The 16,719-nt window shown below is 40.1% G+C and carries 14 protein-coding genes and 4 tRNA genes; 14 read left to right on the top strand and 4 right to left on the bottom strand.

Annotated features, from left to right (window positions below):
- Position 1: 1 nt before the first annotated feature.
- The 14 genes from WC848_00545 to WC848_00480 all read left to right on the top strand — a co-directional run bounded on the left by WC848_00545 (position 2) and on the right by WC848_00480 (position 16,229).
- Positions 2–1,501 (top strand): right-handed parallel beta-helix repeat-containing protein, encoded by a 1,500-nt coding sequence (locus WC848_00545; protein MFA5961153.1) that lies wholly within the window; start codon positions 2–4, stop codon positions 1,499–1,501.
- A 27-nt stretch (positions 1,502–1,528) separates the two neighbouring features.
- Positions 1,529–3,280, top strand: coding sequence for a hypothetical protein (locus WC848_00540; GenBank protein ID MFA5961152.1), 1,752 nt, complete (start codon positions 1,529–1,531; stop codon positions 3,278–3,280).
- A gap of 13 nt (positions 3,281–3,293) precedes the next feature.
- On the top strand, positions 3,294–4,931 hold the full coding sequence (locus WC848_00535) for a right-handed parallel beta-helix repeat-containing protein (GenBank protein MFA5961151.1): 1,638 nt from the start codon (positions 3,294–3,296) through the stop codon (positions 4,929–4,931).
- A gap of 172 nt (positions 4,932–5,103) precedes the next feature.
- Positions 5,104–6,078, top strand: coding sequence for a HAMP domain-containing sensor histidine kinase (locus tag WC848_00530; GenBank protein ID MFA5961150.1), 975 nt, complete (start codon positions 5,104–5,106; stop codon positions 6,076–6,078).
- A gap of 80 nt (positions 6,079–6,158) precedes the next feature.
- Positions 6,159–6,530, top strand: a complete 372-nt coding sequence (locus WC848_00525; GenBank protein MFA5961149.1) for a response regulator — start codon at positions 6,159–6,161, stop codon at positions 6,528–6,530.
- Positions 6,531–6,538: 8 nt separating this feature from the next.
- Entirely contained in the window at positions 6,539–8,284 is a 1,746-nt protein-coding gene (locus WC848_00520) for an ATPase, T2SS/T4P/T4SS family (protein ID MFA5961148.1), read from the top strand.
- Positions 8,285–8,288: 4 nt separating this feature from the next.
- Positions 8,289–9,509, top strand: coding sequence for a type II secretion system F family protein (locus tag WC848_00515; GenBank protein ID MFA5961147.1), 1,221 nt, complete (start codon positions 8,289–8,291; stop codon positions 9,507–9,509).
- 110 nt (positions 9,510–9,619) lie between these two features.
- Positions 9,620–11,026 carry a carboxypeptidase-like regulatory domain-containing protein gene (locus tag WC848_00510; protein ID MFA5961146.1) on the top strand — a complete coding sequence of 469 codons (1,407 nt, stop codon included), beginning with the start codon at positions 9,620–9,622 and terminating at the stop codon, positions 11,024–11,026.
- The gene (locus WC848_00505) at positions 11,023–11,706 is read left to right on the top strand and encodes a prepilin-type N-terminal cleavage/methylation domain-containing protein (protein ID MFA5961145.1); all 684 of its coding nucleotides are present in this window, start codon (positions 11,023–11,025) and stop codon (positions 11,704–11,706) included. The genes WC848_00510 and WC848_00505 overlap by 4 nt, the downstream gene beginning before the upstream one ends.
- 47 nt (positions 11,707–11,753) lie before the next feature.
- Positions 11,754–13,364 carry a pilus assembly PilX N-terminal domain-containing protein gene (locus tag WC848_00500; protein ID MFA5961144.1) on the top strand — a complete coding sequence of 537 codons (1,611 nt, stop codon included), beginning with the start codon at positions 11,754–11,756 and terminating at the stop codon, positions 13,362–13,364.
- A 130-nt stretch (positions 13,365–13,494) separates the two neighbouring features.
- On the top strand, positions 13,495–14,574 hold the full coding sequence (pilM, locus tag WC848_00495) for a type IV pilus assembly protein PilM (GenBank protein ID MFA5961143.1): 1,080 nt from the start codon (positions 13,495–13,497) through the stop codon (positions 14,572–14,574).
- Positions 14,558–15,112: a PilN domain-containing protein gene (locus WC848_00490; GenBank protein MFA5961142.1), complete on the top strand. Its 555-nt coding sequence runs from the start codon at positions 14,558–14,560 to the stop codon at positions 15,110–15,112. Before pilM ends, WC848_00490 begins: the two co-directional genes overlap by 17 nt.
- Entirely contained in the window at positions 15,109–15,837 is a 729-nt protein-coding gene (locus WC848_00485) for a hypothetical protein (GenBank protein MFA5961141.1), read from the top strand. The genes WC848_00490 and WC848_00485 overlap by 4 nt, the downstream gene beginning before the upstream one ends.
- On the top strand, positions 15,837–16,229 hold the full coding sequence (locus tag WC848_00480; protein ID MFA5961140.1) for a hypothetical protein: 393 nt from the start codon (positions 15,837–15,839) through the stop codon (positions 16,227–16,229). The genes WC848_00485 and WC848_00480 overlap by 1 nt, the downstream gene beginning before the upstream one ends.
- A gap of 111 nt (positions 16,230–16,340) precedes the next feature.
- Here WC848_00480 and WC848_00475 read toward each other — a convergent pair.
- The 4 genes from WC848_00475 to WC848_00460 all read right to left on the bottom strand — a co-directional run bounded on the left by WC848_00475 (position 16,341) and on the right by WC848_00460 (position 16,706).
- A tRNA-Arg gene (locus WC848_00475) sits at positions 16,341–16,417 on the bottom strand.
- Between the two features lie 34 nt (positions 16,418–16,451).
- Positions 16,452–16,522, bottom strand: a tRNA-His gene (locus WC848_00470).
- A gap of 24 nt (positions 16,523–16,546) precedes the next feature.
- Positions 16,547–16,619, bottom strand: a tRNA-Lys gene (locus WC848_00465).
- Positions 16,620–16,633: 14 nt separating this feature from the next.
- Positions 16,634–16,706 (bottom strand) — tRNA-Arg (locus WC848_00460).
- Between the last annotated feature and the right edge of the window lie 13 nt (positions 16,707–16,719).

The raw sequence follows: 16,719 nt of genomic DNA, 5'->3' as shown, positions 1-16,719 counted from the left end.
AATGCCAAACCAAAACTTAAAACTAAAAATCTTTTTCCTAACAATTTTATTTTTAGCAATTTTCGGCGTGAGTGCCAAAGCCAGCGCCGCCACCTATTATGTCAAAAACGGAGGCAATGATTCTCTTTCCGGGTTGGATGATGCTAATGCTTGGGAGACGATTGACAAAGTGGAGGCAACAGTGACGAGCGGGGATACTGTATATTTTCGTAGCCAAGATGTGTGGACAAGCGCAACGACGCCTGTTTTAGTAGCTACTGCAGGTGTAATTTATGATGGATCTATATATGGAAGCGGGACGAGGGCTACATTTAAAGCCACTGGCAATCTAGCTTATGTGATTTTTATCGGGCAGAGTAATGTTACGGTTAGGAGTTTTAATGTCGATATGAACAGCCAAATTACTGATGGTATTACTATTTATGGTGCTGACAAATCAAATATAATAATTGATGATTGTCAGGTGCATGATAATATTTGCCCAGAGGGTAATTATGTTTATGGTGTCAGAGTGTCGGCACAGCCTAGTACGGCCGTTAGCGATGTTTTAATATCTAATACGAATGTATATAATACTGGACACGAGGCGTTTGTTGTATATAGTGGAGGAAGCGGCATTGAAAGCAATATAATATTACGTAATTGTTCGGGCCATGACTCTGGGCAAGATGGATCAACGTGGGGATCTGGGTTGGCGATTAAAAATGACGCGAGAAATGTTATAGTAGAGTTTTCATCTTTTTACAATTCAGCCTCAAATGGGATATCTATTATTGGCGAAAATGGAAGCCCTACCGGTTTAGATATAAAATATAATATTATATATAATAATGGCGATCATGGCATAACCGTGTATGATGTTGATAGTGCTGGTGTGGCTGTTACTGGTGGTATTAACAATAATCTTATTTACAGTAATGGTTCAAACGAAATTTATCTGGGTGGTGATCTAACGGGAACAGTTTTGAATTTTTATAATAATACACTCTTTGCAGATGTCTATAGTGCTATTAATCTGCGTTGGGCCATTGGTACTCCCATAATAAATTTCAAGAATAATATTGCATGCTCTGACAACTATCAAGCAGTTTATGATTATCTGGGTCTACTTACTCATTCCAATAATCTAATTTTTAGATCTTCAAGTGATATTGCCGATCATGTTGTGACAAATATAAATTATAACCGATCCGATGTCCTCACCTGGGAACCCACCGCCCAAACCACCGACCCCAACTTTACCGGAGGCACCCTTCCCACCGGCTTTAATGGAACCTACGGCACCAATATGCTTCCTAATACAAACTATTTCGCCACCACATCAGGCCCCACCATCAACACCGGCGCCACCCTCGGCAGTCCCTATAATCTTTCCATCAACAGCGCCGGACTCTCTTCACCATTCTTACGTCCAGTCGGAGCTTATGACATCGGCGCCTATGAATACCAAGGAACAGATACAACTCCACCAACAGTTCCATCAGGACTAGCAGTAGAATAATTTTAAAGTCTAAATTCTAAATTTAAAATGAAGTCTAAATTACTAAATTCTAAATTAATTTTTCTAAGTCTATTAATATTTTGTGGCCTTTTTAGCTTTGGTGCTAAGGCTAGTGCTGCCACGGTCTACATCGATCCAACTTGTGGAAGCAGTGGCAATGGTACAACTATAACTTGCGGAGCTAGTGGCCCTTTTAAAACTTGGGCGGAAGTATCGTGGGTGGCGGGCAATACTTATTCGCAGAAAGGTGGGACGACATATTATGGAACAGTTACTGTTGGCGCTTCTGGCACAGAGGGGAATCCTATCATTATTAATTCTTATGGGACAGGCAAGGCTATTCTGGATGGGAGTGTCACAATTACCGAGTGGACTGCCAATGATCCGGTGGCTGGAGTATATAGCACAACGGCGGTGACTAATAATGCAATCTATGAGGATGATGTGCCACTAAGATATGGCAGAGACACAGAATGTAATTATGGAAATGTATACTGGGAAAGCGGATGGAAAAATTACTATAAACCAACCAGTGGGATACCGGCTGATCACATTATTCAGTATACTCGTTTGTATGGTATAAACTTAGGTTCTCATAGCTATATAACTATTGATGGATTGTCTTTTAGAAGATATGGCAATGGCGTCTATACTGCCAACATTGCTGGTTCTCATAATGATTACATCCTAGTTACTAATTCTGATTTCGATGATATCATACAAGGCGTACAGATTTTTACCAACAATGCCATATCCACGGGAATTAGTATCACGGATAATAATTTTAGCTATGTCCAAAATAGCATAGAGCTTGGAACTGCTAACACTGCTACTCAAGGTGACGCGGGTGCTTTTATGGGAGCAACTATCGCATCTAATGCGATAACTCATTGCTCTCAGGCCAAAAATACCCCCTATATCTGGAGAACATACGGAAATGATTATGACATTGATTTCGCCTATACATATTGGGGCTGGTCAGGTGGGACAGATACGGAAGGCATCGGGACGCAAGCTTTAAACAACTCAAGTGTATATGAAAATAATATTACTGGGATGTGCCGGGGATTTGTTCATTATGTCGGTTCCTGTCACGATGGGTCGAATAATAATATCTATAGAAATTATATCAACACTTTGCAAAATACCATTCAATTAGCACCTGAACAACTTGCCTCGTCCTTTTATAATAACAAAATTTACTACAATATTTTGTACGGCGGCAATTCTGATGGTTGGACTAGTAATCTAAGTATTTTTCCCATTGCTACGCCAGGAGGAGAAAATTATATATATAATAACACGATCATAACAGACAGTCGGATAGGCATATATTCAATAGGCCAATTAGATAGCTATATCATTGAAAATAATATCGTAGTTAGCGACAATCTCCCTAATTTAAATTGGCTTGTGTATTTAGGGTCAGTTAGTAACTCGGTGATTAATTATAATTTGTACTTTCCGGCCAGCAATGTTAATAGGGGCACATCTGAATGGGCCATCGAAGATGATGGGGGAAGTAAAACATTTTTACAATGGAACACATTGGGGTATGATGCTAATAGTTCTGTTTCTGACCCTCTATTATTTAATTTTTCTGGTGGTGATTATAATCTAACGGCTCCATCCCCCGCAAAATGGACAGGAATCGATGTGGGACTGGCAACGGATTATTTAGGACAATCCATAAATAATCCTCCAAGCATTGGTGCTTATGAATATCATGGATCTGACGCGATTCCACCGAATATGCCAAGCGGACTAGCGGTGGAATAATTTAAAATTTCTAATGAATCTCAAAATCAAAAATCCAAAAATAAAAATCTTTTTCCTAGCAATTTTGTTTATTGCAATTTTTGGCATGAGTGCTAAAGCTAGTGCCGCCACCTACTATGTCAAAAACGGAGGTAATGATGCTCTCTCTGGACTAGATGATGCAAATGCTTGGGCGCATTGCCCTGGAATGCCGAACTGGTCAGGAGCAGTAACTTTAGCCAATGGAGACACGGTCTATTTCCGATCGCAAGATATCTGGGCTGCTCCAACTGGATCACGAGTCTTAGCTATAGGCATAGCTAATGTGACCTATGACGGTGAAACTTATGGTAGTGGAACCAGAGCCAAATTTGAGGCCATTGGAGATCATTCGAATGGCGCATATGGCATGGTTGATCTCTCGACTAGCAATACGATATTCAGAGGATTTGAACTGGACGGGAATGATTATTGGAATTCAGGAATTTTGATTGGAAATAGTGCCACAGAGAATATAACCAACATCATGATCGACAATGTGGATGTACACGATATTATGGATACGGGAGATTCAAACGTCACTGGACATTGGGGTTATGGCATAAACGTCATATCTACGGCTAACCCCGGCATAGTTACTAGCAACTTATCAATTCTCAACTCCAGCTTTCATAATAACAATCATGAAGGAATCGCCATGTATGCTCCGTGGGGTTATCCCGGCAACAAGATAGACGGTGTGCTTATCAGGAATTGCGTATCTCGGGACAACGGTTCTGCATTGGGAGCTGGCTGTGGACTGGAAATGGCCAATGACGTTGACAATGTTACTGTTGAATACTCGACGCTTATCAATAATAATGGTTATGGAATAGTTGTCAGAACTTCTCCGGAAGGGGAAAATGGGGCGCCGAATAATTTTATCGCTAGAAATAATCTTATCAGCGGAAATGTTTTATACGGCGTTGCAATTACTAATGTCCAAGGTCTGTCAGAAACAGCTTCATTTTATAATAACTTGATCTACAATAATGGCATCACGAATGCTAATGGAAACGGAGCAGAGTTTGCTCTTGCTGGCGGGTATGATTACACGGGCAGTGTTTTTAATGTCTATAATAATACAATTTATTCAACCGGGAATGAAAATACAAACTTTAAGGCCGTTGTCGCAATTGGATTTTTTGGTGTAAACACCGGAGAACCAGAAGTCAATTTCCGGAACAATATTGTTTATGGCGATGATCTTATTCCGGTTATCGATCAGTATAATGTTATGACACACTCGAACAATTTAGTGTATCGATCTTCTGGTTTATCGGACACGCACATCAGTAGTGGAACGAGTTATAATCGCGCCGGCGTCCTCACCTGGGAAGCATCCGCCCAAACCACCGACCCCAACTTTACCGGAGGCACCCTTCCCACCGGCTTTAATGGAACCTACGGCACCAATATGCTTCCTAATACAAACTATTTCGCCACCATATCAGGCCCCACCATCAACACCGGCGCCACCCTCGGCAGTCCCTATAATCTTTCCATCAACAGTGCCGGATTCACTTCACCATTCCTCCGTCCCCAAGGCGGTGCCTATGATATCGGCGCCTATGAATTGCAAGGAGCGGACACGGTTCCACCCAGTGTTCCTAGTGGTCTTGCTGTTGAGTGAGAATGGGATCTGCTGGTTGGATTATATGCGGCAGGTTTAGCATCGGAGAACTTTTCTAGTTGCGTGCTCTACTTTTTAATTTTTTTATGGTATAATTTAATTACAAAATAAAAATAGCTCTTCTTCTCCGCCAGCTGGCGGATACGGCGGAGCGAAGTAAAACAAAAGATATATGTGGATCGTCAATGATTTGAATTTAAAAAAACAAGCGCGTGAGTTGGGGGTAAAATTTTGGCAGACCCCTGGGTTTTTGTTTATTATGATGGGTGTTGTTGCTGTAGTAATAATGACAGCGACTTTCTATGTTTCAAAGAATTATGATAGTCCCGAGCTCTTAGTTGTGGCAGAAAGTTTCGTGGTGATCGTTGTTTTGGTTGTGGGCAATGTTGTGATTACTATGGTGGAACAAATGATAAAGCTAAATAAAATGAAAAGCGAATTTGTTTCTGTTGCTTCGCATCAGTTACGCACCCCACTTTCTGCTATCCGCTGGGAAACAGAGTTGTTATTGTGCAAGTTTCGCAAGGAAAAAATCGACGGAAAGCAGCGTGAAAGCATTGAAAATATCAATACACTCAGCAATAAGATGACCAGATTAATCAATGATCTTTTAGATGTAGCAAGAATCGATCAAGGGAGGCTCATCATTAAAAGAATGCCTACCAATCTTGTATTAATTACGAAAGGAGCGATTACTGGCGTCTCTCCATTAACCAAGGAAAAATCTATCGAAGTAATTTTTAGTGATACCAAAAAAGTTCCATTGGTTTTTGGTGATCCGGAAAAACTACAAATGGTAGTGGAGAATCTTCTGGGTAATGCAATTAAATATACTACTAACCATGGAAAAATTGAGATAAAACTTCTCAAGAAAGGAGAATTTGTCATTTTCAGCATTAAAGATAATGGCGTCGGGATACCGCTTGAGCAGCACGGACGTGTGTTTGATAAATTTTTTCGTAGTGATAACATTGTCAAATATCAGACAGAGGGGACCGGGTTGGGTCTGTACATCTCTAAAAACATAATTGGTCAGTTGGGGGGAGAAATTTGGTTTGATTCAGTAGAAGGTCTTGGTTCTATTTTTAGCTTTTCTATCCCGGTAAGCAGAAAAGTCAAGCAAGAAAAAAGTATCCAAAGTGAATAAGTTTAACAATTTTTAAAGTTAATTAATTTTCTCGTCCGGATTGTTTTCTATAGAGGAGAGGTCTGGAGGAATAAAAAAATATGACGAAAATATTAGTTGCGGAAGATGAGCCGACTCTGAATAAGGCTTTGCTGGAATTCTTGACTGAAGAAGGTTTCGAAGTTATGAACGTGTTTGATGGCGAGGAGGCGGTGAAATTGGCCAAAACGAAAAATCTAGACCTAATCTTGCTGGATATTATCCTGCCAAAAAAGGATGGCTTTGAAGTCTTGGATATGTTAAAGGCCGACGAGGAAACTAAAAAAATACCCATTATCTTGCTGACTAATCTGGAAAGTGCGGAGAATATCCAGAAAGCCTTTGATAAAGGCGCTACTACCTATTTGGTGAAATCTAACTACAAACTTGAAGATATTGTGAAAAAGATAAAAGAGACATTGAAAATAAAATAATAAAACAAATGCGTATAGGCAATGAACAACTGAGAGATTTTATCAAGGATTCCGAAATGATTCCAGATGAAAAATTGGATCTGGCCTTTAGGGAAGCAGTAGACGGACAGGGTCATCTTGGTGATGTTCTTTTGGCCAAAAAATTCATCGATGAAGAACGTCTACGTAAGCTCTATGCCTATATTTTAGGCATTCCTTTCGTCGATTTACAAAAAGAAACGATCGTTCCGGAAATTTTGCAGATTATTCCTGAACCGATTGCTAAAAAGTATAAGATCGTTTCTTTTGAAAAAAATGGAGCGGAGTTGAAGATTGCCATGCTTAATCCTGAGGATATCCAGACGATCGATTTTATCCGTAAAAAAACCGGGCTGAAAATCATTACTTGCATCACTTCTTCAGAGAGTATTGAGGCAATTCTTAAGCAATATGGCAAGAGTCTTAAGGCGGAATTTGGAGATATTATTGATAAGAATGCAACGGAGGCTGAAAGCGCAAAAACGGCTGATGATTTGGAGGAAATTGCCCAGGGCTTGCCGATTATTAGAATCGTAGATACCTTAATCAAGCATGCGATTCTTCAGGGAGCTTCTGATATCCATATCGAGCCAGATGAAAAAGAAGTGCGGGTACGTTATCGGATCGATGGAATGTTGCATGAAGCAATGACCCTCCCCAAACAAGTGCGTGATGGGATTATTGCAAGAATAAAGGTATTATCTAATCTGAAGCTGGATGAGCATCGCATTCCGCAAGATGGCCGTTTTAAGATTGAGAAGGATGGAACAAAGATGTCTTTTCGGGTAAGTGTTTTGCCAATCTTTGATGGAGAAAAAATTGTAATGCGTCTCCTGGACGAATCTTCCAAGGGTCTGACTTTGGAAATGATGGGGTTGGCCGGAAAAGCGCTGGAAGTTATTCATAGGGAAATAAGAAAACCTAACGGGATGATTTTAGTAACTGGTCCGACTGGTAGCGGAAAGACTACTACGCTCTATACGATTATGGATATTCTTAACACGACCGATGTGAATATTAGCACAGTGGAGGATCCTGTGGAGTATCGTATGCCGAAAGTTAACCAGACGCAGATCCGTCCCAAGGTGGGACTGACTTTTGCAGCAGGATTGCGGGCGCTTTTGCGTCAAGACCCAGATATTATTATGGTAGGTGAGATTCGCGACAATGAAACGATGGAGATGGCGATTCAAGCAGCGATGACCGGGCATCTCGTGCTTTCGACTTTGCATACCAATAGTGCAGCGGGAACATTGCCCCGTCTTTTGGATATGGGAGCAGAGCCGTTTTTGGTCGCCTCAACAGCAAATGTGATTATCGCTCAGCGTTTGGTACGGAAGGTTTGTTCCGATTGTCGTGTAGAATATAAATTAAGTGAAAAAGAGATGAAAGCGCTGGAGCAGACTTATGAAATGGATGATATTTTGGAAACGATCAAAAAAAGTGGAATAATCGGAGGCGGGCTTAAAGATAAGGATAAATGGCGGGATGTTAAATTATACAAAGCCAGGGGTTGTGAACAGTGTATGGATGGTTATCACGGACGAAACGGCATCTATGAAGTCTTGGAGGTGGATGAGGAAATAAAAAAAATGATTTCACAGAAGGCTTCCGCACATGACATAGAGATTAAGGGGCGGGAAAATGGGATGCTGACGATGATTGAGGATGGTTTTGCTAAATGCATTCAAGGCATCACAACCGTGGAAGAGGTTTTACGGGTCACTAAAGAATAAGACTATGAAGGTGTTCTATAGCGCAAAAAGTTATTCTGGCGAGACGAAAGCGGGAGAACTAGAGGTGAAAAATGAAAGAGATCTAGCGGCACAGCTCCGTTCGGATGGTTTTATTTTGACTTCTTTTAAGGAGTTAAAAACAAAGGAGAAGAGTGATGCTCAAGTGAAATTATTGGATCGTTTTTTTAGTATCTCTCTTAAGGATAAGTTGATGTTTACTCGTAATCTAAGCGTGATGGTTGCTTCAGGATTACCGATTTCCAGAGCCGTCCAAAATATATCCTTGCAAACGAGGAACAAAGGATTTCGAAAAATATTGAATAGTGTTTTTGACGATATACAATCTGGGATGACTTTTGCTGATGGGTTGGCGCGCTACCCGGCAATTTTTGGAGATCTATTTGTTAATATGATCCGAGTGGGCGAGTCGAGCGGAAATTTGGAGGAAATCTTGGAAATATTATCTGTTCAATTGGAAAAAGAACATAATCTGATGAGCAAGATCAAGGGCGCAATGACTTATCCAGCAGTGATTGTTGTGGCAATGATTGGCATTGCCGTTCTGATGCTAACATATATTTTACCAAAAATGATGGGTGTTTTTGCGGATATGGATGTACAATTGCCAGCCTCGACGCAATTTATCATCGGTATGAGCAATTTTTTAAGAGCACACTCAGTTATGGTGGCCGTATCCTTTGTTTTTTTAATCATTGTGGCGAGATTTCTTTTGACGACAGAATTTGGTAAAAAAATACTGGGCTTTGCTATGATAAATATCCCAGTCGTCAGTAATATGGTGATAAAAATCAATTGCGCCAGGTTTGCTAGAATATACAGCTCGCTTTTACGCAGCGGAGTGCCTGTAGTGGAGGCACTGACTATAATTTCCAATACCCTGACCAATTATTATTACAAAGAAGCCACCAGGGCGGGGATTGAAGATGTTCAAAAGGGAATTAGTCTCAGTAAGGTTATCCAGAAAAATACCAAAGTCTTTCCGGTGCTGATGGCGCAGATGGCTCAAGTCGGGGAGGAAACGGGAAAAACAGAAACTGTCCTTTTAAAATTAGCGGAATTTTATGAAGATGAAATTGATCAAATATCAAAAAATATGTCCTCGATTATAGAGCCAGTGTTAATGATTTTTATTGGAGGTGCAGTGGGATTTTTTGCGATTTCGATGCTTCAGCCGATGTATAGTCTTATGGATAATATAAAATAAATTTTCAATTTACAATTTACAATTTTCAAACAATTTTAAAAATGACTTAATTTAAAAATTCAGTCATTAATAAATTAGAAATTGTTTAGAAATTAGAAATTGAAGGCAAAATGAATTTTGTTCAAAAAGAAAAACTGAAGAATGAAATAGGTCATCCAAAGAAAGCAGGAATGCATAGTGCCTTTATGCTCATCGAAGCGCTAACTTTGCTTTTTATCTTTTCTTTGATTACGGTTACGTTCTATTCGGTTTTTGCGGTAGGTCTTCGTTATATTCAAGATGCCAAAAATCGACTTGGAGCATTAGCAATTGCTAATGAGAAGCTCGAAATTGTACATAATCTCGCTTATGACAATATTGGCACAGTCGGAGGGACGATAAGTGGAAATATTCCGCAAGATCAAGACATTTCTGAAAATACTCGCCATTATCATGTGCACACCGAGGTAGTGTATGTCGATGATCCTTATGATGGAGTTGCAGCTTCCGATACGGTATGGTTTGAGGATTATAAAAAAGTTTCAATTACTGTTTCCTGGATCAATACGGGGAACACAGAAGAGGTTAAGCTCATATCGCGTTTTGTTCCGCCTGGGCTGGAGATTCCCCATATTGGAGACGGCATTCTTTCAGTGAATATTTTTAGTGATCAGCCAGGTGGCGGAGGAATTGCTGATTCTAATGTGCATATATATAATCCTGAGACAGGCATCAATACTAGCCTTGATACTGATGGCTCAGGAAATGCTACATTCATAGGAAGTTCAGTGACAGACTCGATCCAGAAATATCAAATAACAGTAACCAAGGCTGGTTATGAAACGGTCGTAACGATGCCGCCATATCCCGATAGTCTTTACAATCCTATCGACATTCATGCTTCAGTAGTAACTGGATCTGGTTCAGTAAATTTGAAAAATATTGTCCAAAATCAATTGGCCAATATTAGAATTTCTGTAGTTGATTACCTTGACGCGCCGATTGATAATGCTAATTTTCACCTTTCCGGAGGAAGAACGTTGGGCACAGATATCGCCGAACCATTTGCTCCAGTCTACAACCTCGATGAGGATGGTACGACCGATTCTAGCGGGCAAAAATTTTTTAATTCAGTTAGTCCCGGAGAGTATAATTTTTCTTTAGCTGGTTCAACATTTGATGATTATGAAATAGTGAATATTGATCCGATCGCCCCTTTCTCCTTATTATCAGTCGACGGAACATTAGACGTTAAGGTGAAATTGGCAAGTAAGGCTTCTACGGCTCTATTTGTTATACTGCTTGATGCTAGCGATGCCCCGATTGTCGGAGCGAAGATAAAGTTGACCAATAGCGCATTGAGCTATGATAAGGAGTTAGAAACAACCAGTGAGGGGAAGGTATTTTTTCCCGATTCGAGCGATCCGTTTCTGCCAGAAACATATCACATGAAAATTACGGCGGATGGTTTTTCTGATAACGAATCTGATGTTGTGGTCACTGCGGGCAGTCTTAAGAAAGTGGAGATAGTTTTATGATGAATCAAAAGATAAAAAAACAAAAAAGCCTGCTTGCTTATTATGCTGGCAGAAGGACCGCTGGCAGGCAAGGTTTAACCCTAGTGGAGACTTTGGTGGCTATTGCGATTTTTGCTATCGGAATTGAGGGATTCTCTTTGCTTTTCGTCAATGCTTGGAAAAATAATTCCTATACACTAGAAATGGGGCAGTCCTCGATGGCTGTTTCTCAGGGAGTGAATACAATAGTGAATTATCTTCGGAGTATTAGGCAGTCGGATAATGGTGCGTATCCTATTTATTTCGCCGACGATAATGATTTAGTCGCTTATTCTGACTATGATCGTGATGGCGTAACAGAGCGGATTCACATTTACAAAAGCAATACGGACATTTTAATGGGCGTGACTGATCCAACAGTAACTATGCCCAAATCATATCCAAGCGCTGATCAGCAAATTCTTACGCTTGCCAGAAGAATTGTCAATACTAGCGCAGAGCCCATTTTTTACTATTATGACAAGAATTATGCTGGTGGCTCAACGCAGGTTCCTTTGGTAACTCCAGCTAATGTGGCAGATGTGCGGCTTATGAAAATCCATCTCAAGATAAATATTGATCCTAATCGGGCTCCAGATAATATCGAACTGCAAACATTTGTGGAAATGCGAAATTTGAACGATTATGATCGGATCCATTAAATCATGAAAAATGCCTGCCTACTTACTAACAGGTCGGCAGGAAACATATGGCACATAATAAAAAACAAAAAAATAATTCTGGATCAGCATTGGCATATGCGCTTGTGATTATGTCAAGCGTAATGATTATTTTGGTTTCTATCTTGGGCTACATATCCTCCCAGCTAAAATTTAGCCTTAATCGAGTTGAAAAAGAAAAGGCTTTTCAGATTGCGGAAGCAGGCATCTATTATTACCGTTGGTATCTTGCGCATGAAACCTCAGGGAAAACGGCTGCAGAGATTAATACATTTTTGCAAACTGGAGGGCCGATGGGTTTTTCTCCCGAAGCAGTGGACTATTCAGGAATTGGAGAGTATCAAATTGTCGTCACTCCACCAGTAACAGGATCGACAATCATTAATGTTGAATCGACTGGTTGGTCGAATAAAGCTCCTGGCATAAAGAGAACTGTCAAGGTGCGTTTTAGGAGGCCATCCTGGAGTGAATATGCCGTGCTTGCCAATGATTTTATGCGTTTTGGCGAAGGAACGGAAGTCTATGGAAAAATCCATTCTAATGGAGGCATTCGTTTTGATGGAATAGCGCATAATGTAATTTCTAGCCTTTTGCCGACTGTTGATGATTCTGACCATACTGGAGTAGTTGAATTTGGGGTGCATACACACGTGAGAGTTCCTCCGCAAACTGGCGTGAGTAGTAGTGGCCTTGCGACCGAGGCCGGTTCAGTCAGTCCAATACCAGTAAGAGCGGATGTTTTCGAGGCAGGCAGGCAATTTCCAGTAGCGGAAGTTAGCTTCAATGGTGTTATTTCCGACTTGAGTCTCATGAAGACAGAGGCGAAGAAGCCAGGCGGAACAACTAATAATAATTGTACTGCAACGGGTTGTTATTTCGACAGTAGCGATTACGGTAGACATATCGTGCTCAATAGCAATGGAACTATGACAGTAAGGAGAGTGACGAATTATGATAAAAATACTTATGATACTAAAGGGCGAGTTTTATACCAGGGATTGAATACTATAACTACAGAAAGTAGCTCGACCACCTACACAATTCCGGCGAGTGGGATAATTTTCGTAGAAGATAACATTTGGCTTGAAGGAACGATCAATAATAAAAAGATAACGATTGTGGCGGCCAATCTTGGGAGCGGTTTGCCGGCGAACGTTTTTTTGGGTATCAACAATCTATTGTATACGAATTTTAACGGCAATGATATTATCGGGGTCATTGCTCAAGATAATGTAGAAATTGTAAAAAATAGCCTAAATACTTTAGTAATAGATGGTGCATTTTTGGCGCAAAGCGGAAAGGTCGGCCGGGAATATTATACTTGTAAGCGATGGCAATACGATACTTGTATAAGTTGGTGGGGCAGTACTTGCTCAATTTGGAAGAATTGGTCGCTTGTCACTCCAAACGATCTGTCTGATGATGTGCAGCATTGCGATGATTACAACTCTGATGATCACAGAAATACAATTACGGTCAATGGTTCGATTGCAACCAATCAGCGCTACGGATTTTCTTGGACCGATGGAACTGGGTATGATACGCGCAATTTGAATTTTGACAATAATCTGCTCTATTTTCCACCACCCTTTTTTCCTACTGGGACAGAGTATGCTATCGATCTTTGGGAAGAATTATGAAATAAAAATACAAATACAAATACAAAAAGTGTGCTATACTTAAATTAGCAATCGTAGTTTATTTTTTATTTGCAATGCGTATAACAACTCATCCATCCTCTTATTATAGTAGATAATTTACAGAAAGCTCATGAATTTTTTTAAAAAAAATGTAATAAATTTTGAAGATAAGTATTTTGGTGTTGATCTGGGAGATCTTTTCGTGAAAGTGCTGCAATTGGAAAGTGATGGGGCGCATGATCGTATCAGGAGCTATGCTGTCGCGCCTATCCCCGCTGGGAGCATGGAAGAGGGGCGCATAGTGGACAAGCAAAAAGTGGCGGCGGCATTGAGATCGGCAGTGGCTGGTGTTGGGCCAAAAAAAATAAATACCAAAAAAGCTTTTTGTTCTTTGCCCGAGTCGAAAGTTTTTTTGCGCGTCATTTCTATTCCAAACATGGAACAATCCGAGATCGGCGAGGCGATTAAATGGGAAATTGAGGCAAGCATCCCGCTCTCCGTAGATCAAGTTTACTATGATTGGCAGCTGATTGGAAATTTCGCAGGTAAACAAAACATTTTAACTGTAGCTATTTCCAAAGAAATTATTGATGATCTTTTGGAGGTATTCGAACTAGCTGGCATAGAAGTTCATGGGCTTGAAGCGGAATCAATCGCGACAGCCAGAAGTTTGATCAATGGATCGACGGAGGAAGGGCGCGTTTCTTTGATTGTTGACCTGGGCTCTAGGCGAACTAATTTTGTTGTTGCGGAGGATAATTTGCCATTTTTTTCTTCAAGTATCCCATTCTCCTCTAATGGTGTAACTGATGCAATCGCTAAGACGTTGGGAATCAACAATGAAGAGGCGGAGAAGATAAAGATCTCTCAAGGAGTGGGTTGCTGTCATGACGATGATTCGGTTTTTAATTCTATAAGATCCTATCTAGAAGGACTTTCTGTGGAAATAGAAAAAACTATAGATTTTTACCAAAACATCAATACCGTATCCAAGGATGTTGACAGAATTATCATTTGCGGAGGAGCTAGCTTGAAAGGATTGGTGCCGTATCTAGCGAAGAGATTGGGGCATGGAATCTGTATCGGAGACCCATGGGTGAATTTGGATTTCGGTTCCCGCTTGCCAATAATCAACAAAGAAAGATCCTTGCAATTCGCAACAGCAATCGGTCTCGCAATGAGAAAAAAAGACTATGAAAATAGGCATTAATCTATTACCACAAGACAAAAAGGATGAGATTTTGAAAAATGAAAGATTTCGGTCAGTTTTGGGCTGGGAAATTGTATTTTTTTGTACTGGTTTAGTTTTCTTCACGTTTATTTTTGGAATTGACTATCTTTTAAGGTTCGACCTCCAGGCCAATTCCGAAATAATGGGTAATAATTTGAACGGGGCGCAATATCAAACAATCGCCTACTATGAAAATAAATTTTCTGAAATAAACGCAAAGCTGACAAAAATTTCTGCTATTTCCTCCGGGCAGCTCTATTGGTCAAATTTTTTTCTAATGTTGAATCGCGCGACACCTCACAGTATTGAAATCATCGGATTGTCTACGAAGGATTTTTCGGTCCATCTTATGGGAAAGGCAAAGACGCGTGACGATTTGCTTTCATTTAGGGACAATTTGAGCAAGGAAGAATGCTTTGAAAATGTCAATCTGCCACTGTCTGATTTGGTTTCCAAAGAAGACATCGCATTCCAAATAGATTTAGGCATAAAGGAAAATTGTATTAAGAAACGATGAAAAATTTTTGGAAAAAAAATAAGATTATTTTAGCAATCATGATTTTTTTGGTTGTAATTGCGCCCCTTTTTTATTGGTCGTTTTTAATGATGACAAAAATGATTCAGGCTAAGGCAGACTTGATCCAGGAAAAAATAATTGATAGTGGCTTGGAGAAGGCCAAAGTAGGCAAGATACCGGAGATGGAAAAAGCTAATATGGATTTCGAGAATAATAAATCGGCAGTCGGCACAATTCTCAATTCAAATAATAAAGTTGAATTTATCGAGTATGTCGAAGCGCTGGCCCAGGAAACAGATAATAAGATAGTGCTAAAAGTTTTGGATGATAATAATTCTGGCAATTCCATATCTGACACAAAAACTAAAGTTGTTGCGAAGAAAACTTCTGCTGCCCTAAGTGATGAAAAGAAAGGTATCGAAAGCGAACTTGTTTACAGGCAATATATATCAATCAGGGTTGATTTGGAGGGGAATTATGCTGGATTTTTAAATTTTATTCATAAACTAGAAAATAGCAAATACTATGTCAATATACTTTCTTTTGATTTGCAGAAAGTTTTTATAAAAAATGAAAATTTAGCGACAGACAAAAGTGCTGTTTCAAGGGAGATATTTCTTTCGCCGATAAATCAAAACAGTAATTCCATCAATAATTCAGAAGATAGCTCCAATGATACCTCAGAGTTAAAGAGTTCATTTAATATAGTTGTTTACACAGAATGATGCTAAATTTAAAAGACATAAAAAAGGATATCTCTTCAGGCAAGATTTTTCTTTGGATCGGTGGTGTTTTTAGCCGCAATCTTAAGAAATTGGTATTTCTATTGTTCTTTTTCCTGGCTGGCTATTGTGGGTATCTTTGGTATGTCTATGTTTATGCTCCGCGATGGAGCGAGGATAAGAGAGCGCAATATTTGAGCACCAAAGACAAAGACGTGATATTTAATCGTAAAAAATTTCAGAACATTGTGGATGAGGCACAAAAGAGAGCGGAGGAGTATGTGAAAATAGTTGATCAGCCAAATGATATCTTTAGAATTAATCAATTGCCAGTCCCTCCTCAATCTCAACAGCCAGAACTGCAGCAACAAGCACAAACACAGCCTGCTCAATAAAAAAAGAAAAAGCGCACAGGCTATGTGCGTTTTTTTAAATCTCCCTCAAGTCCCTTATGGTAACGCGTAAGACTATGTAAAAAATCCCATCCTAGGGAATGATTTATGTATTGGTGCGCCCTGAGGGACTCGAACCCCCGACCCTCTGGTCCGAAGCCAGATGCTCTAATCCGCTGAGCTAAGGGCGCATTTAATTTTTTGCTTGTCTAAACTTTTCAGGGGGGTGGCTAGAGAGAATCGAACTCTCGACGCAGGTACCACAAACCCGAGTTTTACCACTAAACTATAGCCACCACTCTGAAAACTTTAACTTCTCGTGCCCTCACTAGGATTTGAACCTAGGACCATCTCCTTAAGAGGGAGCTGCTCTACCAACTGAGCTATAAGGGCGATATTCTTTTGTGTGCGCCGGGCAGGAATCGAACCTGCGACCAATAGCTTAGAAGGCTACTGCTCTATCCACTGAGCTACCGGCGCAAGGTATTGCTTT

The organism is Parcubacteria group bacterium (genome assembly GCA_041659505.1).
Classification (GTDB): domain Bacteria; phylum Patescibacteriota; class Minisyncoccia; order Moranbacterales; family UBA2206; genus UBA9630.
Note: the sequence above shows the minus strand (reverse complement) of the source record. Positions and strands in the feature narration are given on the sequence as shown.